The sequence below is a fragment of the Actinomadura violacea genome (assembly GCF_017573465.1).
GTDB classification, from domain to species: domain Bacteria; phylum Actinomycetota; class Actinomycetes; order Streptosporangiales; family Streptosporangiaceae; genus Spirillospora; species Spirillospora violacea.
In genome coordinates this window covers 165,302-185,916 of record NZ_JAGEPF010000003.1, presented here as the reverse complement: position 1 = coordinate 185,916, position 20,615 = coordinate 165,302, and the positions used below count along the sequence as shown (strand labels likewise).

Sequence of the window (20,615 nt, the reverse complement as noted above, 5' to 3'; positions counted from 1 at the left end):
CCATGTGCGCGGAACTGCTGCCCGCTCCCTCTGAGGAAGGTCTCCGGTGACCGAGAACGCGAAGCTTCTGGACTACCTCAAAAAGGTGACGGCCGACCTCTACGAGACCCGCGAGCGGCTGCGGAAGATGGAGGCGGGCGAGCAGGAGCCCGTCGCCGTCGTCGGCATGGGGTGCCGGTTCGCGGGCGGGGTGCGGAACCCCGAGGACCTATGGGACCTGATGGCCGCGGACGCGGACGCCGTGTCGGGTTTCCCCGCCGACCGGGGCTGGGTCATTGACGGGCCGGACGATTTCGACCCGCGCCGGCAGGGCGGGTTCGTCTACGACGCCACGGACTTCGACGCGAACTTCTTCGGGATCAGCCCGCGCGAGGCCCTTGCGATGGATCCGCAGCAGCGGATGTTCCTCGAAGTGGCGTGGGAGGCCATCGAGCATTCCGCAATCGATCCCCTGTCGCTGCGCGGTTCGTCGACCGGCGTTTTCGTCGGGGCCGCGTCCTCGGGATACGGATCGAGCCTCACCGAAACGGACGGCGGCTCGGAAGGCTACTTGATCACGGGCAACGCGTCCGCGGTGGTCTCCGGCCGGCTGTCGTACGTGCTGGGTCTGGAAGGCCCTGCGGTGACGGTGGACACGGCGTGTTCGTCGTCGCTGGTGGCGTTGCATTTGGCGTGTGGGGCGCTGCGGGCGGGGGAGTGTTCGATGGCGCTCGCCGGTGGTGTGGCGGTGATGGTGACGCCGGGGGCGTATGCGGAGTTCGATCGGCAGGACGGGTTGGCGTCGGATGGCCGGTGCAAGGCTTTCGCGGGTGGCGCGGACGGGATCGGGTGGGGCGAAGGCGCTGGCGTCCTGGTGCTGGAACGGCTCTCGGAAGCGCGCCGCAAAGGACACCGGATCCTTGCGGTGGTCCGCGGATCGGCGATCAACCAGGACGGCGCGTCGAATGGTCTCACGGCCCCGAACGGGCCGTCCCAGCAACGGGTGATCCGCGCGGCGCTCGCGGATGCGCGCCTTTCCGCGCTGGACGTGGACGCCGTGGAGGCCCACGGCACCGGAACAACGCTCGGCGACCCGATCGAAGCGCAGGCGCTGCTGACCACTTACGGGCAGGAACGGCCCGATGACCGGCCCCTGTGGGTGGGGTCGGTGAAGTCGAACATCGGCCACACGCAGTGTGCGGCCGGTGTCGCCGGGGTCATCAAATCGGTGCTGTCGCTGACACACGGGGTGTTGCCCGCGACGTTGCACGTGGACGTGCCGACACCCGAGGTGGATTGGTCGGCTGGGCGGGTCGAGGTGCTTCAGGAGGCACGGCCTTGGCCCGGCGAAAAGGACCGAGTACGCCGGGTGGGAGTGTCGGCCTTCGGCGTGAGCGGAACCAATGTGCACGCCATTCTCGAAGAAGCCTCGAGCCCGACCGCGGATGACGCCGAGAACGGCGAGGACCCCGGGCAGGAAGGGCTCGACGCTGCCGAGACCTCCGAGACCGGCGATGGCGATGAAGCGGCGACACCGGTCCTGACCGGTGCGCCGCCTGTGTGGTTGGTGTCGGGCCGTACCGCTGGTGGGATGGCGGCGCAGGCGGGGCGACTGCGGGAGCTCGTGGTGGCCCGCCCCGAACTGGACCCGGCGGACGTGGCGTGGTCGCTGATCAGCACCCGCTCGACGCTGGAGCACCGAGCGGTCGTGCTGGGCGGCGACAGGGACGAACTGGTGGCCGGGCTCGCCGCGGTGGCGGCCGGGGCCCCCTCCGCTGGGGTCGTCTCGGGAATCGCGGGTGACGCGGGCCGAGTGGTGTTCGTGTTCCCCGGTCAGGGTTCGCAGTGGATCGGGATGGGCCGGGAGTTGGCGGCGTCGTCTCCGGTGTTCGCGGCGCGGTTGGCCGAGTGTGCGGAGGCGTTGGCGCCCTACGTGGGTTGGTCGTTGCAGGACGTCCTTGCCGGCGCGCAGGGTGCGCCTGGCTTGGGGACGGCTGATGTGGTCCAGCCGGTGTTGTGGGCGGTGATGGTGTCGCTGGCGGCGGTGTGGGAGGCGGCCGGGGTCGAGCCGGATGCGGTGGTGGGGCACAGCCAGGGCGAGATCGCTGCAGCGTGCGTGGCGGGGATCTTGAGTTTGGAGGATGCGGCGAAGGTTGTTGCGTTGCGGAGCAAGGCGCTGACCGTTCTGGCGGGTCGTGGCGGGATGCTGTCGATCGCCGAACCCGCCGACAAGGTGCGTGAGCGGCTGTCGGTATGGGGTGAGCGGCTGTCGGTCGCGGCGGTGAACGGTCCGGCGGCCACGGTGGTGTCCGGCGAGCCGGACGCCTTGGCAGAGCTTGCCGCGCTCTGCGCAGCCCAGGACGTCCGTAATCGTCTACTGCCGGTCGACTATGCCTCGCATCACGCCCAGATCGAAGGGCTGAAAGACGAGATCCTGTCCGTACTGGAGGGCATCGTCCCTGGTCGGGCGCGCGTGCCGATGGTGTCGGCGATGACCGGAGCCGTCGTCAACGGCCCTGAACTCGACGCGTCGTACTGGTACGCCAGCCTGCGCGCGACCGTGGAGTTCGACCGGGCGATCCGGGTCCTGGGCGAGGGCGGGCACCAGGTGTTCATCGAGGTCTCCCCGCATCCCGTCCTCACCTCTGCGATAACCGACGCGCTCGACGAGGCCACGCCGAGCGGCGGTGCCGCTGCGACCGTGACCGGCACCCTCCGCCGCGACGACGGCGGCCCCGGCCGGCTGCTGGCCGCCTTGGCCGGCGTGCACGTCCGTGGGACCCCGGTGCGGTGGACGGCGGTCGTCGGCGGCGGTGAGCGGGTTGATCTGCCGACCTACGCGTTCCAGCGGCAGCGGTTCTGGCCGGACACGGCGGCGGCCGAGGCATCGCCAGCGGGCGGCGACGGCGCGGGGACGGTGGCCGAGGCGCGGTTCTGGGCCGCGGTCGAGGGCGGCGACGTGACGGGGCTCGCCGACGCGCTCGGGGTGGACGGGGCGAGGCTCGGCGAGGTCATGCCCGCCCTGACGTCCTGGCGGCGCCGCGACCGGGTCGAGTCGGCCGCCGCGAACTGGCGTTATCGGGTCTCGTGGATCCCGGTGGGCGAGCCGGGCCCCGTCGTCCTGTCCGGCACCTGGCTCGTCGTGGTTCCGGCCGGGCGGGTGGCCGACGACCTGGCCGAAGGGTGTGTCCAGGCTTTGACCGATCGCGGCGCGCACGTCGCGGCCCTCGACGTCGCGCCCGGCATGGACCGTGCGGCGCTGGCCGTCCGGCTCGCCGAGGCCGCAAGCTCGCCGGCCGGCGACGGACCGGTGGCGGGGATCGTGTCGCTGCTCGGCGTGGACGAGGACCAGCGGAACGGGGTGGCCGGCGGTCTCTCGGGAACGCTCGCGCTCGTCCAGGCGCTGGGCGACGCGGAGATCGGTGCCCCGCTGTGGACGGTGACCCGCGGGGCCGTCGCCGTGGGGGACGAGCCGGCGGTCGGCCCGGTGCAGGCGCAGGTGTGGGGGCTCGGCCGAGTCGCGGCCTTGGAGCACCCGGACCGCTGGGGCGGCCTCATCGACGTCCCGGCGGTGTGGGACGAGCGGATCGCGGCCGGGGTGTCGGCGGTGCTCGCCGGATGCGGGGAGGACCAGACCGCGGTCCGCGGCGCGGGGATCATGGCGCGGCGGCTGGTGCGGATGCGGCGCCCGCGGACCGGCGCTGGGCGGTGGACGCCGCGCGGCGGCGTGCTGATCACCGGCGGGACCGGCGGGGTCGGCGGGCACGTCGCCCGGTGGCTGACCGGCCGCGGGGCGCGGCGGACGGTGCTGACCAGCCGGTCGGGGCCGGGGGCGGCCGGCGCGGCGGCGCTGGCGGCCGAACTCGCCGCCGCGGGGACGGCGGTCGACGTGGTGGCCTGCGACACCGCGCGGCGGTCCGACGTGGCCGGGCTGCTGGCCTGGACGGCGGCCCGAGCGGAGCCGCTGACGTCGGTGTTCCATGCGGCCGGCGCCGGTGACGGTGCGGTCGTCGACGACACGACGGACGAGCTGCTCTCCAGGGTCGGCGCGGCCAAGGCGATGGGCGCGGCGCATCTGGACGAGCTGACCGTCGGCCTGGACCTGGACGCGTTCGTGCTGTTCTCGTCCGGTGCCGCGGTGTGGGGCAGCGGCGGCCTGGCGGGGTACGCGGCGGCGAACGCCTTCCTGGACGGCCTGGCGGAGAACCGCCGCGCCCGTGGTCTGCCGGCGACATCGGTGGCGTGGGGCCTGTGGGGCGGCGCCGGGATGGGGGCGGGTAAGAGCGGCGAGCAGCTGCGGCGGCTCGGCATGCGCGCGATGGACCCGGCCGTGGCGGTGAAGGCGCTCGGTCAGGTGCTGGACGGCGGCGAGACCCTCGCGGTGGTAGCCGACCTGGACTGGGCGCGGTTCGCGCCGGTCTTCACGCTGCGCCGGTCCAGTCCGCTGCTCGGCGACCTTCCGGAGGCCCGGCAGGCGCTGGCCGCCGCGCCCGCCGGCGTGACGCGGGGCGCGGATGGCGCGGCGGGATCGCCGCTCGCCGAGCGGTTGGCCGGGTTGCCGCGCGCCGAGCAGGACCGAATGCTCACGGACTTGGTGCGGGACGAGGCGGCGGCGGTGCTGGGGCACCGGTCGTCGGAGGAGGTGGAGCCGGGCCGGGCGTTCCGCGACATGGGCTTCGACTCGCTGACCGCGGTGGAGCTGCGGAACCGGCTGGCGGCGGCGACCGGCCTCTCGCTGCCGTCCACGCTGGTGTTCGACCACCCGTCGGCGGTGGCGGTGGCGCGGCTGCTCGGCCGGGAGCTGCTTGGCGGCCCGGCGGGCGCCGGGTCTCCGGCCACGCCGGTGGCCGCGGCCGCTCCCGACGAGCCGATCGCGATCGTCGGCATGGGCTGCCGCTACCCGGGCGGGGTCGACGACCCGGAGGGGCTCTGGGACCTGGTGGCGGCGGGCCGGGACGCGATCGCGGCGTTCCCGGAGGACCGCGGCTGGGAGGCGCTGGAGCGCCCGGACGGCGCGGACTCCGATGGGAGCGGCGGCTACGCGAGGGAGGGCGGTTTCGTCCCGGACGCCGTGCGGTTCGACGCGGCGTTCTTCGGGATCAGCCCGCGCGAGGCCCTGGCGATGGACCCCCAGCAACGACTGCTGCTGGAGACGACCTGGGAGGCCCTCGAACAGGCGGGGATCGACCCGGTCTCGTTGCGCGGCTCGGCCACCGGGGTGTTCGCCGGAGCCGCCTTCTCCGGATACGCCACCGAGGACGCCGAGGCCGCCGGGTACCGGCTGACGGGCGGCCTCACCGCGGTCATCTCCGGTCGCGTGTCGTACACGCTCGGGCTGGAGGGCCCGGCGGTCACGGTCGACACCGCCTGCTCGTCCTCGCTGGTCGCGCTCCACCTCGCCTGCCAGTCGCTTCGGTCGGGCGAGTGCACGCTGGCGCTGGCGGGCGGCGTCGCCGTGCTGGTGACGCCGGGTGCGTTCGCGGAGTTCTCGCATCAGCAGGGCATGGCCGCCGACGGCCGGTGCAAGCCGTTCGCCGCCGCCGCCGACGGCATCGGCTGGGGCGAGGGCGCGGGCATGGTCGTGCTGGAGCGGCTGTCCGACGCGCGGCGCAACGGCCATCACGTCTTGGCCGTCGTGCGAGGCAGCGCCATCAACCAGGACGGCGCGTCCAACGGCCTCGCCGCCCCCAACGGACCGTCCCAGCAGCGGGTCATCCGCGCCGCGCTCGCCAACGCCCAGGTCGCCGCCGACGAGGTCGACATGGTCGAGGCGCACGGCACCGGGACGACGCTCGGCGACCCGATCGAGGCGCAGGCGCTGCTCGCGACCTACGGCCGGGAGCGTGCGGAGGACCGGCCGCTCCGCCTCGGTTCGGTGAAGTCGAACATCGGCCACACCGGCGCGGCGGCGGGAGCGGCCGGGATCATCAAGACGGTGCTGGCCCTTCGGCACCGGGAGCTGCCCGGCAGCCTGCACGTGGACGCGCCGACCCCCCACGTCGACTGGTCCGCGGGCCGGGTGGAGCTGCTGACCGAGAAGATCCCGTGGCCGAGGAACGGGTATCCGCGCCGCGCCGGGGTGTCGGCCTTCGGCGTCAGCGGCACGAACGTCCACGTCGTCCTGGAGGAGGTCGACGACGCGGAGGCCCCTGCGGCGGACGGCCGCGCCGCGACGCCGGCGATCGGCGGGCCGGCCTGGACGGTGTCGGCGCGGACCGCCGAGGGGCTGGCCGCGCAGGCGGCGCGGCTGGCCCGGCACCTCGCGGACCGTCCCGAGCTGGACCCGGCCGACGTCGGCTGGTCGCTGGCCACCACGCGGTCGGTGTTCGAGCACCGGGCCGTGGTGACCGGCGCGAACCGGGACGGGCTGCTGGCCGGGCTGGAGGCCGTGGCGGCGGGACGTCCCGCGGCGGGCGTGGTGACGGGCACGGTGCCCGCCGGCCGGGACACCGGCCGCGTGGCGTTCGTGTTCCCCGGCCAGGGTTCGCAGTGGATCGGAATGGGCCGGGAGCTTGCGTCGTCGTCTCCGGTGTTCGCGGCGCGGCTGGCCGAGTGCTCGGCGGCCCTCGCCCCCTACGTCGACTGGTCGCTCACTGACGTCCTGGCCGGGGCGGACGGCGCGCCCGGCCTGGAGACGGCCGACGTCGTCCAGCCGGTGCTGTGGGCGGTGATGGTGTCGCTGGCGGCGGTGTGGGAGTCGGCCGGGGTTCGGCCGGACGCGGTGGTCGGGCACAGCCAGGGCGAGATCGCTGCCGCGTGCGTGGCCGGGATCCTGTCGCTGCAGGACGCGGCGCGGGTGGTGGCGCTGCGGAGCCAGGCGCTGACCGCGCTGGCCGGACGCGGCGGGATGCTGTCGGTCGCCGACGATGCGGAGCGGGTGCGGGACCGGCTGGCCGCGTTCGGTGAGCGGCTGTCGATCGCCGCCGTGAACGGGCCCGCGGCGACGGTGGTGTCCGGCGAGCCCGCCGCGTTGGAGGAACTGGGCGCTGCCTGCGCGTCCGACGGCGTCCGGACACGGCTGTTGCCGGTGGACTACGCCTCGCATCACGCACAGGTCGAGAGCCTGGAGCGGGAGATCGTCGCGGTGCTGGCCGGGATCACCCCGGGCCCGGCGCGCGTGCCGATGGTGTCGGCGATGACCGGCGAGTTCCTGGACGGCCCCGAACTGGACGCCGCGTACTGGTACGCGAGCCTGCGCGCGTCCGTCGAGTTCGACCGGGCCGTCCGAGTACTGGCGGAGGGCAGGCACCGGGTCTTCATCGAGGCGTCGCCCCATCCGGTGCTGACCTCCGCGATCACCGGCACCCTTGAGGCGCTCCCGGGCGCCGGCGCCCCGCCGGTCGTGACCGGGACGCTGCGGCGCGACGACGGCGGCACCGCGCGGCTGCTGCTCTCGCTCGCCGAGGTCCACGTGAGCGGGACGGACGTGGACTGGACGGCGGTCCTGCCCGCCGGGCGACGCGTCGAGTTGCCGACATACGCGTTCCAACGGCAGCGGTACTGGCCGCAGACGTTGCAGGTGGCCGGTGACGTCGCGTCGGCCGGGCTCGGCGCGACCGGCCACCCGCTGCTCGGCGCGGCGGTGGAACTGGCGGGCGGCACGGGCCTGGTGTTCACCGGACGGCTGTCGCCGCGTGTCCAGCCGTGGCTTGCCGACCACGCCGTGGCCGAGACCGTCGTGCTGCCCGGGACGGCATTCGTGGAGCTGGCGGTGCGGGCCGGCTACCAGGCCGGATGCCCGCACGTCGAGGAGTTGACGCTGGCCGAGCCGCTGGTGCTCCCGGACGGCGGCGCGGTGCAGATCCAGGTGAGCGTGAGCGCCCCCGGCGAGGACGGACGCCGGTCCGTCGAGGTGCACTCCCGGGCCGAGGACGCGGTGGAGGGACCGTGGACGTCGCATGCCGCCGGGCGGCTCGGCCCGGCCACCGCAGTTCCCGACGCTGACGCGTTCGCGGTCTGGCCGCCGCCCGGAGCCGAACCGGTCGACGTCACCGGCATGTACGACGCGCTGGCCGGAGGCGGCTACGGCTACGGCCCGGCGTTCCAGGGCCTCCGGGCCGCCTGGCGGCGTGGCGATGAGGTGTTCGCCCAGGTCGCGCTTCCCGAGGACGCCGACGCCGGCGCGTACGGGCTGCATCCGGCGCTGCTGGACGCCGCGCTGCACGCCGCGGCGCTGACCGGCCGTCCGGAACCGTCCGGCGAGGTGCTGCTGCCATTCGTCTGGAACGGGGTGGCGCTGCACGCGGCGGGCGCGTCCGTGCTCCGCGTCCGGCTGCGGCAGGACGCCGCCGGTGCGGTGACGCTCGACGCGGCCGACGCCACGGGTGCGCCGGTGGCGTCGGTGGCGTCGCTGGTGTTCCGCCCGGTCGCCGCCGGGCGGCTGGAACAGGCCAGGAGCGGCGTGCAGGACGCCCTGTTCGCGGAGAACTGGGTCACCGTCCCGATCCCCGACGTGGCACCGGACGGCCCGTGGGTCGTCGTGGGTCCCGACCCGCTCGGCCTCGCGGCCGGTCTGGCCGAGGCAGGCGTCCGCGTTCAGACGCATCCGGATCTTGCCGCGCTGGCGGCGGCCCTCGATGAGGGCGAGCCGGCCCCGGAACTGGTGCTGACCGCGCTCGCCGCAGTGGACGGCCCCGACCCGGCCGAGGCCGCCCGCCTCGCCGTGGCCGACGCGCTGGAGCTGGTGCAGAACTGGCTGGACGAGGAACGGTTCGAGGCCTCGCGGCTGGTGCTGGTGAGCCGTGGCGCGGTCGCGGCCCGTCCCGGTGAGGGCGTCGCCGATCTGCCCGCCGCGTCCGCGTGGGGCCTGGTCCGTTCCGCGCAGTCGGAGAACCCTGGCCGGCTCGTGCTCGCCGATCTGCCCAGGTCCGGAGGCGCGGACGTGCTCGCCGCCGCGCTCGGCTCGGCTGAACCGGAACTGGCGGTCCGTGACCGGGCCGCGTACGGGCGGCGGCTGGGCCGTCCGGCCGCCGGGCTGGTGCCGCCCGCCGGCGGCGTCCCGTGGCGGCTCGACGTCACCGAGCGCGGCACGCTGGACGCCCTCGCCCTCGTCCCGGCCCCGCAGGCGGCGGCGCCGCTGGCGGCCGGGCAGGTCCGGGTCGCGGTCCGCGCGGCCGGGCTGAACTTCCGGGACGTGCTCATCGGGCTGGACATGTACCCGGACGCGGGCGAGATGGGCACCGAGGTCGCGGGGATCGTCGCCGAGGTCGGTCCCGGAGTGACCGGGCTGGCCGCCGGGGACCGGGTACTGGGCGCGGTGTCCGGCGGGTTCGGGCCGCTGGCGGTGACCGACGCGCGGCTGCTGGTGCCGATCCCCGAGGGCTGGTCGTTCGCGGCGGCCGCGTCCGTCCCGATCGCGTTCGTCACGGCCTGGTACGCGCTGGTGGACCTGGGCGGCGCTGCGGCCGGGCAGCGGCTGCTGGTGCACTCGGCGGCCGGCGGCGTCGGCATGGCCGCGGTCGCGATCGGCCGGCACCTCGGCCTGGAGGTCTTCGGCACCGCCAGCCCCGGCAAACACCCGGCACTAACAAGCCTCGGGCTGGACGCCGCGCACGTCGCCTCGTCGCGGACGGCCGAGTTCGAGGAACGGTTCCTGTCCGCGACCGGCGGCCAGGGCATGGACCTGGTGCTGAACGCGCTGGCAGGAGAGCTGACCGATGCCTCGCTGCGGCTGCTGCCGCGCGGTGGCGCGTTTCTGGAACTCGGCAAGACCGACGTCCGGGACGCCGAACGGGTCGCCGCCGACCATCCCGGCGTCGTGTACCGGCCGTTCGAGACCGCCGACGCGGGGACGGACCGGTTCGGCGAGATCCTGGCGCGCGTGACCGGGCTGCTGGCCGCGGACGAGCTGCCCCTCCCGCCGGTCCGGGCCTGGGACGTGCGGCGCGCCCCCGAGGCGCTGCGGTTCATGAGCCGGGCCCGGCACGTCGGCAAGATCGTCCTGACCGTCCCGCCCGACCCCGCGGCCGCCCGCCCTGGCGGAACGGTGCTGATCACCGGGGGAACGGGAGTGCTCGGCGGGCTCGTCGCCCGGCACCTGGCCGGCACCGACCGGGCGCGCGGCGTCGTGCTCGCCGGCCGGTCGGGACCGGCCGCACCCGGCGTGGCCGCCCTCGCCGCCGATCTCGCGGCGGGCGGCGCCGCCGTCAAGGTCACGGCCTGCGACGCCGCCGACGGGGACGCGCTGGCCGCGGTCCTCGACCGCGTCGCCGCCGAGGACCGGCTGACCGGCGTCGTGCATGCCGCCGGGGTCCTCGACGACGGGGTGATCGGATCCCTGTCCGCGGACCGGGTCGACACGGTGATGCGCCCCAAGGCGGACGCCGCCTGGAACCTGCACCGGCTCACCGCCGGCCTCGACCTCGACACGTTCGTGCTGTTCTCCTCCGCCGCGGCGACCTTCGGCGGCGCCGGCCAGGGGAACTACGCGGCGGCCAACGCGTTCCTGGACGCTCTGGCCGCCCGCCGTCGCGCCGCCGGGCTCCCCGCCGTCTCGCTGGCCTGGGGTTACTGGGCCGACGCCACCGGAATGACCGGGCATCTCGGCACCGCCGACGTCGACCGGATGAACCGGACCGGTGTGACCGCGCTCGCCGCCGGCGAGGGGCTGGCGCTGCTGGACCTCGCGACGTCCCGGGACGAGGCGCATCTCGTCCCGGCCCGGCTCGACGTCGCCGGGCTGCGCGCGAAGGCCGCCCGGGGCGCGGACGTCCCGGCGCTCTGGCGGGGCCTGGCCGGCGCCCCTGTGCGGTCCGCCGCCGTGACCGGCCGGGGCGCGGACTCGGCCGACCGGCTCCGGGGAAGGCTGGCCGCGCTCACCGCCGCCGACCAGGACCGCACGCTGCTCGACCTCGTCCGCGCGCATGTGGCGGCCGTGCTGGGGCACGCCTCGCCGGACGCCGTCGAGCCCGGACGGGCCTTCAACGAGATCGGCTTCGACTCGCTGACCGCCGTCGAACTGCGCAACCGGCTGCACACCGCGACCGGGCTGCGGCTGCCCGCCACGCTGGTGTTCGACCACCCCAACCCGGCCGCCCTCGCCGGCCGGCTGCGCACCGAACTGCTGGGACGGGACGCGGCGCCGGTGCCGCGGGCCCCCGCGGTGCGGGCCGCCGAGGGCGAGCCGATCGCGATCGTGGCGATGGGCTGCCGGTTCCCCGGCGGCGTCCAAAGCCCGGACGACCTGTGGGACCTGCTGGGCGAAGGCCGGGACGCGATCTCCGGCTTCCCCGCCGACCGCGGCTGGGACCTCGGCGGGGTCTACGACCCGGACCCCGACCACCCCGGCACCTCCTACACGGTGGCCGGCGGTTTCGTGGACGGGGCCGGCGACTTCGACCCCGGCTTCTTCGGCATCAGCCCGCGCGAGGCCCTCGCCATGGACCCGCAGCAACGGCTCGTGCTGGAGGTGTCGTGGGAGGCGCTGGAGCGGGCCGGGATCGTCCCGGGATCGCTGCGCGGCTCGCCGACCGGCGTGTTCGTCGGCGCCGCCTTCGCCGGGTACGGCGCCGGCCTGCAGGACGAGCTCGCCGGTCATCTGCTCACCGGCACCGCGTCCAGCGTGCTGTCCGGCCGGGTCTCCTACCTGCTCGGGCTGGAGGGGCCCGCCGTGACCGTGGACACCGCGTGCTCGTCGTCGCTGGTCGCGCTCCACCTGGCCGCGCAGTCGCTGCGGTCCGGTGACTGCTCGCTGGCCCTCGCCGGCGGCGTGATGGTCATGGCGTCGCCCGCCGGTTTCGTCGGGTTCTCCCGGCAGCGCGGCCTCGCGGCGGACGGCCGGTGCAAGGCGTTCGGCGCCTCCGCCGACGGGATGGGCATGGCCGAGGGCGCGGGGATGCTCGTGCTGGAGCGGCTCTCGGACGCCCGCCGCAACGGCCATCGGGTCCTGGCCGTGGTGACCGGCAGCGCGGTCAACCAGGACGGCGCGTCCAACGGGCTGACGGCTCCGAACGGGCCGTCGCAGCAGCGGGTCATCCGGGCCGCGCTGGACGGCGCGGAGCTGTCCGCCGCCGACATCGACGCCGTCGAGGCGCACGGCACCGGAACCACGCTCGGCGACCCGATCGAGGCGCAGGCGCTGCTCGCCACCTACGGGCAGGACCGTCCGGACGGCCGGCCGCTCTGGCTGGGCTCGGTGAAGTCGAACATCGGCCACACCCAGGCGGCGGCCGGCGTCGCCGGAGTGATCAAGATGGTGCTGGCGCTGCGGCACCGGACACTCCCCGCGACCCTGCACGCGGACGAGCCGTCCCCGCACGTGGACTGGTCGGCGGGCGCGGTGTCGCTGCTCACCGAGCCCGTCCCGTGGCCCGCCGGGGACCGTCCCCGCCGCGCCGGGATCTCCTCCTTCGGGTTCAGCGGCACCAACGCGCACACCATCCTCGAAGAGCCGCCCGCCGACGAGCCGGCCGATGCGCGGCCCGGCGGAGCGTCCGCGCAGCCTCCCGAGCCGCTGGCCGGTGGCAGAACAGCCTGGATGGTGTCGGCGCGGACCCCTGGCGCGCTGGCGGCGCAGGCAGGACGACTGCGCGAGTTCGTGGCGTCGTGCCCAGACCTGGACCCGGCGGACGTGGCGTGGTCGCTGGTCACGACGCGGTCGATGTTCGATCACCGCGCCGTGGTGACAGGCGCGGACCACGACGAGTTGCTGACCGGGCTGACCGCGGTGGCGGCAGGCGAGCCTGCCGCCGGGGTCGTGTCAGGGGTGGCAGGGGACGCGGGCCGGGTGGTCTTCGTGTTCCCGGGGCAGGGCTCGCAGTGGATCGGCATGGGGCGCGAGCTGGCGTCGTCGTCGCCGGTGTTCGCGGCACGGCTGGCCGAGTGCGCGGCGGCCCTGGCTCCGCACGTGGACTGGTCGTTGCAGGACGTCTTGGCCGGGGCCGATGGTGCGCCCGGCCTGGAAACGGCCGACGTCGTCCAGCCCGCGCTGTGGGCGGTCATGGTGTCGCTGGCGGCGGTGTGGGAGGCGGCCGGGGTTCGGCCGGACGCCGTGGTCGGGCATTCGCAAGGCGAGATCGCCGCCGCCTGCGTGGCCGGGATCCTGTCGCTGCAGGACGCGGCGAAAGTCGTGGCGCTGCGGAGCAAGGCGCTGACCGTCCTCGCCGGGCACGGCGGGATGCTGTCGGTCGCAGAGTCCGCGGAGCAGGTTCGGGACCGGCTGGCCGCGTTCGGCGAGCGGCTGTCGATCGCCGCCGTGAACGGGCCTACGGCCACGGTGGTGTCCGGTGAGCCTGCCGCGCTGGAGGAACTGGTCGCCGCGTGCGCGTCCGACGGCGTCCGGACCCGGCTGCTGCCGGTCGACTACGCCTCCCACAGCGCGCAGGTGGAGCGGCTCGAACGGGAGGTGCCGGCCGTCCTCGCCGGGATCACCCCGGGCCCGGCGCGGGTGCCGATGGTGTCGGCGATGACCGGCGAGTTCCTGGACGGCCCCGAGCTGGACGCCGCGTACTGGTACGCGAGCCTGCGCGCGACGGTCGAGTTCGACCGGGCGATCAGGGTGCTGGGCGAGGCCGGGCACCGGGCGTTCGTGGAGGTCTCCCCGCATCCGGTGCTGACCACCGCGATCACCGACACGCTGGAAGCCGCCGCGGCGGACGGCGGGCGGTCCGCGGTCCTCGGCACGCTGCGGCGCGACGACGGCGGGACGGACCGGCTGCTGACCTCGCTGGCCGAGGCGTCCACGTCCGGCATCGAGGTGGAGTGGACGGCGGTCCTCGGCGGCGGGCGCACGGTGGACCTGCCGACGTACGCCTTCCAGCACCGGACGTTCTGGCCGCAGCCCGACCCGGCCCCGGCGTCGACGGGCGACGGGGAAGGAGCGGGCACCGCGTCCGAGGCCCGGTTCTGGACGGCGGTGGAGAACGAGGACGTCCGGGCCCTCGCCGACACCCTGGCCGTCGACGACCGGCGGCTCCGCGACATGCTCCCCGTCCTGGCGTCCTGGCGGCGGCGGGAACGCGACGAGTCCCTCCTGCGGGACTGGCGCTACCAGATCTCCTGGACCCCAGTGACCGACCCGGGGCGGCCGGTCCTGCCGGGCACCTGGCTGGCCGTACTCCCGGCCGGCGCGACGGCAGGTGACCTGCCGGGCGCGTGCGTGCAGGCACTGAACGACAGCGGCGCCGACGTCCTCGTAGTCGAGACCGGCCCGGACGCACCGGACCGGGCGGCGCTGGCGGAACGGATCGCCCGCTCGTCCGCTGAGGCAAACGGCGCGCGGGTGGCCGGAGTCATGTCGCTGCTGCCGCTGGATGAGACCCCGCTGACCGGCCACCGCGCGGTGACCACTGGCGTGGCCGGGACGCTGGTCCTGCTGCAGGCACTGGGCGACGCCGGAATCGAAGCGCCGCTCTGGGTGGTGACGTCGGGTGCCGTGGCCGCTGGCCCGGGCGAGGTCCCGGTCAGCCCTGTCCAAGCGCAGGCCTGGGGTCTGGGACGGGTCGCCGGTCTGGAACACCCGGACCGTTGGGGTGGGCTGGTCGATCTGCCGTCGGTCTTGGACGATCGGGCGGCTGCTCGGTTGTGCGCGGTGCTGGCAGGTTGTGGTGAGGACCAGGTCGCGGTGCGGCCGTCGGGGATCCTGGCCCGCCGGCTGGTCCGCGCCACGCCGCGTCGCAACGGCGACCACCGGTGGACGCCGCGCGGCAGCGTCCTGGTAACCGGTGCGACCGGCGCGATCGGACCGCACCTCGCCCGCTGGCTCGCCCGGTGCGGCGCGCCGAACGTCGTGCTGACCAGCCGGCGCGGCACGGACATAAAGGGCGGCGCGCGGCTCGCCGCGGAACTGGCGGCGGCCGGGACCACCGTCGGCATCGTCGCCTGCGACGTCGCCGAACGCGACCAGGTGGCGGGCCTGCTCGACTGGGTCGACGCCACCGGTCCGGCGCTGAGCACGGTCATGCACGCGGCGGTCGCCCTCCGCCTCACACCGCTGGACGGCGTGGACCTGCATGAACTGTCCGAAGCGCTCGGCGCGAAGGTCGATGGCGCGCGCTGGCTGGACGAGCTGACCGCCGACCAGGACCTGGACGCGTTCGTACTGTTCTCCTCGATCGCCGCGACCTGGGGCGGCAGCGACCACGGCGCTTATGCCGCGGCCAACGCCCACTTGGATGCGCTGGCCATGGAGCGGCGGTCCCGTGGGCTGCCCGCGACGTCGGTGGCGTGGGGCGTCTGGGACACCCGCGAGCCCGAAGACCTCGACGCCGAACTGCCGCCGATCGTGACCTGGCTGCTCCGGCAGGGCATGGGATTCCTCGACCCGGCGCCCGCGCTCACCGCACTCGGCCAGGTGCTCGCCGACGACGAGACCTTCCTCGCCGTCGCCGACGTCGACTGGACCCGGTACGCACCCGTCTTCACCGCCGCCCGGCCGTGGCCGCTGCTGGACGGCCTCCCCGAGGTGAAGCGGCTCGCCGTGGCGGACGCCACCGGCCCGGACACCTCCGGTGAGGCCGGGGAGCTGACCGCCCGCCTCGCTGCGGTCACTCCGGCGGAACGGGAAAGGGTGGTCGCAGACCTGGTTCGGGTGCATGCGGCGGCGGTGTTGGGGCATGCGTCGCCGGACGAGGTGGGGGCGACGCGGGCGTTCCGCGATATGGGGTTCGACTCGCTCACCGCCGTCGAGCTCCGCAATCGGCTGAACGCCGAGACGGGCCTGAAGCTGCCTTCGACGGCCGTGTTCGACTACCCGTCCCCGCAAGTGCTCGCCCGGCAGGTGATCACCGAGCTGCTGGGGGTTCCGGCCGAGACCGCCTCGGCCCCGGCCCGTCCGGTGGCCGCAACGGACGAGCCCGTCGCGATCGTCGGCATGGGCTGCCGCTACCCAGGTGGCGCCGGCGACCCCGACCGCCTCTGGGACCTGCTCGCCCGCGAGTCGGACGCGACGTCCCCCTTCCCCGTGGACCGCGGCTGGGAGCTCGACGGGCTGATCGACGCCGACCCGGACCGCGCCGGGACCTCCTACACGAGCCGCGGCGGGTTCGTCCTCGGGGCCACCGAGTTCGATCCGGGGTTCTTCGGGATCAGTCCACGTGAGGCCTTGGCGATGGATCCGCAGCAACGGTTGCTGTTGGAGACGGCGTGGGAGGCGTTGGAGCGTGCGGGCATCGATCCGCTGTCGCTGCGCGGCACCTCGACCGGAGTGTTCGCCGGAGCATCCTCGTCCGGCTACCTGGGCCGCGGCGCCGGGATGGAAGGTGCGGAAGGACATCTCGTCACCGGCAACTCCGGCAGCGTGATCTCCGGTCGGGTGTCGTATGTGCTGGGCCTGGAAGGCCCTGCGGTCACGGTGGACACGGCGTGCTCGTCGTCGCTGGTGGCGTTGCATCTGGCGTGTCAGGCGGTGCGCTCGGGGGAGTGCGGGATGGCTCTGGCCGGTGGTGTGGCGGTGATGGCGGATCCGGCGGAGTTCGTGGGGTTCTCGCGGCAGCGGGTGTTGGCGGCCGATGGGCGTTGCAAGGCGTTCGGTGCGTCGGCGGACGGGATGGGGTTGGCTGAGGGCGCGGGCATGGTGCTGGTGGAGCGCCTGTCGGACGCGCTCCGCAATGGGCATCCGGTGCTGGCGGTCGTGCGGGGCAGTGCGATCAACCAGGACGGTGCGTCCAACGGGCTGACCGCTCCCAATGGGCCGTCGCAGCAGCGAGTCATCCGCGCCGCCCTGGCCAACGCCCGGCTCACCGCCGACCAGGTCGATGCCGTGGAAGGCCACGGCACCGGCACCGAACTCGGCGACCCCATCGAAGCGCAAGCCCTGCTGGCGACCTATGGGCAGGACCGTCCGGACGACAGACCGTTGTGGCTCGGGTCGATCAAGTCCAACATCGGGCACGCCCAGGCCGCCGCCGGAGTCGCCGGAATCATCAAGATGGTGCTCGCACTGCGCCACGGGCTGCTGCCCCGCACCCTGCACGCGGACGAGCCGACACCGCATGTGGACTGGTCGTCCGGTGCGGTGCGGCTGCTGAACGAAGCCATGCAGTGGTCCACGGAGGGGGCGCCGCGCCGCGCCGGAGTCTCCGCCTTCGGAATCAGCGGGACGAACGCGCACATCATCCTCGAGGAGCCCCCCGCCCCGGCGGAGAGCCTGGCGGACGTTCCGGAGGAGAGCCCGGTGCCGGTGCTGATGGGCGGGCCGGTGGTATGGCCGCTGTCGGCGCGTACTGCTGGCGGGTTGGCGGCGCAGGCAGGTCGACTGCGCGAGTTCGTGATGGCGCGGCCTGACCTGGACCCGGTGAACGTTGGTTGGTCGCTGGTCACGACGCGTTCGGCTTTCGAGCATCGAGCCGTCGTCACCGGCGACGACCCCGACGAGCTGATGGCCGGGCTGACAGCGGTCGCGGCGGGCGAGCCCGCCGCCGGGGCGGTCAGCGGCCTTGCGGGCGAAGCAGGCCGGGTGGTGTTCGTCTTCCCGGGCCAGGGCTCGCAGTGGATCGGGATGGGCCGGGAGTTGACGGCCTCGTCTCCGGTGTTCGCAGCACGGTTGGCCGAATGCGCAGCGGCCCTCGCGCCATTCGTCGACTGGTCGTTGCAGGACGTGCTGGCCGGCGTGAATGGGGCCCCTGGTCTGGAGACGGCCGATGTCGTGCAGCCGGTCTTGTGGGCGGTGATGGTGTCGCTGGCCGCAGTGTGGGAAGCGGCGGGCGTCCAGCCGGATGCGGTGGTCGGGCACTCTCAGGGTGAGATCGCTGCCGCCTGTGTGGCCGGGATCCTGAGCCTGGAAGACGCGGCCAAGGTCGTGGCGCTGCGCAGCAAGGCGCTGACCGTCCTGGCCGGTCGTGGGGGGATGCTGTCGATCGCCGAACCCGCCGGCAAGGTACGGGAGCGGCTGTCGGCCTGGGGCGACCGGCTGTCGGTCGCGGCGGTGAACGGACCCGCGGCCACGGTCGTTTCCGGCGAGCCGAACGCCTTGCAGGAACTGGCCGCCGCCTGTGAGGCCGAGTCGGTACGGAACAGATTGCTGCCGGTCGACTACGCCTCCCACAGCGCGCAGGTGGAGGCGATCGAACAAGAGATCCGGGACGTTCTCAAGGACATCGCGCCTGGTCGGACGCGTCTGCCGATGGTGTCGGCGATGACCGGGGAGTTCCTGGACGGTCCCGAACTCGACGCGTCCTACTGGTACGCCAGCCTGCGCGCGCCCGTGGAGTTCGACCGGGCGATCCGGGTGCTGGCCGAGGCGGGCCACCGGATGTTCATCGAGACCTCGCCGCATCCGGTGCTGACCGCCCCGATCATCGAGACCCTGGAGGCGGTGACGTCCGACCCGGCCTCGACGACCGCGATCGGGACACTCCGGCGCGACGATGGCGGCGCCGACCGGCTGCTGACCTCGCTGGCAGAGGCTTACACGGCCGGCGCCAGCGTGGAATGGACAAGCGTCCTTCCCGCCGGTGAACGGGTCGATCTGCCGACGTATGCGTTCCAGCGCGAGCGTTTCTGGCCAGAGCCCATCACGCCCGAGCCGACCGCTGGAGGTGGTGAGGGCGCCGAGGCCGACTTCTGGGCAGCAGTCGAAGACGGAGACGTGACCGGCCTCGCTGAGGCATTGGCGGTCGACGACCAGCGCTTGAGCGAGGTACTCCCAGCACTCGCGTCCTGGCGACGGCAGGAGCGAGATGCAGCTGCGGTATCTGGCTGGCGCTACCGGGTCTCCTGGGTACCGGTCCCTGAATCCGAGCCCGTCGTCCTGTCCGGCACGTGGCTCCTGATCGCCCCGACACATGCGCCGACCCTTGAACTCCTGGACGGGACCGTCCAAGCGATGTCGGACCGGGGTGCCCGAGTCGTGGTGGTCGAGGCGGCCCCGGACGATGCGGACCGCGCCGTCTTCGCCGGGCTGATCGACCGGGTGCTGGAGGCCGATGGGCGTCCGGACGTCGCAGGAGTGGTGTCGCTGCTGGCACTGGAGGAGGCTCCGCTGCCGGGGTTCCCGGTCGTGGCCGGGGGGCTGGCAGGGACGGTCGCGCTCGTCCAGGCGCTCGGCGACCTCCGGATCGACGCGCCACTGTGGGCGGTCACCCGCGGCGCGGTCTCCGCCAGCGACGAGCCGGTGGAGAGCGCGGTGCAGGCGCAGGTGTGGGGGCTTGGCCGGGTCGCGGGCCTTGAGCATCCGGACCGCTGGGGCGGTCTGGTCGATATGCCGCCGGTGTGGGACGAGCGGGTCGCCGCGCGGCTCTGCGCCGCGCTGGCCGGGGCCGGGGAGGATCAGCTCGCCATCCGGGCCTCCGGAAGCATGGCCCGCCGCCTGACCCGCGCTCCGCGGCCGCGCGACGACGGCCGCCGTTGGAGCCCGCGCGGCACCGTCCTGGTGACCGGCGGAACGGGCGGGGTCGGCGGGCACGTCGCCCGGTGGCTGGCCGGGCGCGGTGCCTCGAAGGTGGTGCTCGTGAGCCGGTCAGGGCCGGCGGCGGCCGGGGTAGCGGAGCTGGCGGCCCGGCTGGCCGAGCGAGGCGTCCGGGCCGAGGTCGTGGCCGGTGATACCGGACGGCGCAACGAACTGGCCGGGCTGCTGGACCGGATCGCGGCGGACGGCCCGCCGCTGAGCGCGGTCCTGCATGCGGCGGGCAGCGGACAGGCGACCCCACTGCGCGATCTTGACCGAGAGGAACTCGCCGCCGTGCTGTCGGCGAAGGCCACGGGTGCGGCGCTGCTGGACGAGCTGACGTCGAAACTGGATCTGGATGCGTTCGTGCTGTTCTCCTCGGGCGCGGCGACCTGGGGCAGTGGTGGTCAGTCCGCTTACGCGGCGGCCAACGCGTTCCTGGACGCTCTGGCAGAGGCCCGGCGTGCGAGGGGTTTGGTCGGGTCGTCGGTGGCGTGGGGTTTGTGGGGCGGCGGCGGTATGGGCTCTGGTGAAGGCGGAGACCAGCTGCAACGCCTCGGTATGCGGGTCATGAACCCCGACCTGGCCGTAGGCGCCCTAGGGCAGGTGCTGGACGCCGACGAAGGCCCGGTGACCGTCGCCGACGTGGACTGGACCCGGTTCACCCCCGTCTTCACCCTGCACCGGCCCAGCCCGCTGATCGCCGACCTGCCCGAGGTCGCCTGGACCCTCGTCGCCGCCGAGGGGGAACCGGAACACGGCGGCGATGGGGCCGGCGCGGCGCTCGCCGAGCGGCTGGCAGGACGGCCGCGCGCCGAGCAGGAGCGCGCGCTGGTCACCCTGGTCCGCGCCGAGGCCACCGCCGTCCTCGGGCACCGCTCGTCCGACGCCGTCGCGCCCGGCCGGGCGTTCCGCGATCTGGGCTTCGACTCGCTCACCGCCGTCGAGCTGCGGAACCGGCTGACCGCCGCGACCGGGCGGCGACTGCCGGCCACCGTGGTCTTCGACCACCCGACCCCGGCCGCCCTCGCCGGCCGCCTCCGCGCCGAGATGTTCGGTGATGACAGCGCGGAATCGTCGGTCCCGGCGGAACTCGACCGGCTGGAATCCATTCTCTCGTCCCTGGGCGGGAACGGCGTGAGCCGATTCGACATCGCGCTTCGGCTGGAGGCCATCGCTCAGGGACTGCGGGACGGCGAGACATCAGGCGAACCGGTCGACGACGAACTGGAAACGGCGACCGACGAGGAGATGTTCGACCTCGTCGAAAAGGAACTGGGCACCTCCGACTTCGACTAGCCAGGAGACGGCTGAG

General features: G+C 74.5%; 1 protein-coding gene. It reads left to right on the top strand.

The genetic code is table 11. From position 1 onward, the window contains the following. The first annotated feature begins 46 nt into the window (after positions 1-46). Positions 47-20,599, top strand: coding sequence for a type I polyketide synthase (locus J4709_RS52905; RefSeq protein WP_307800976.1), 20,553 nt, complete (start codon positions 47-49; stop codon positions 20,597-20,599). Positions 20,600-20,615 lie beyond the last annotated feature (16 nt).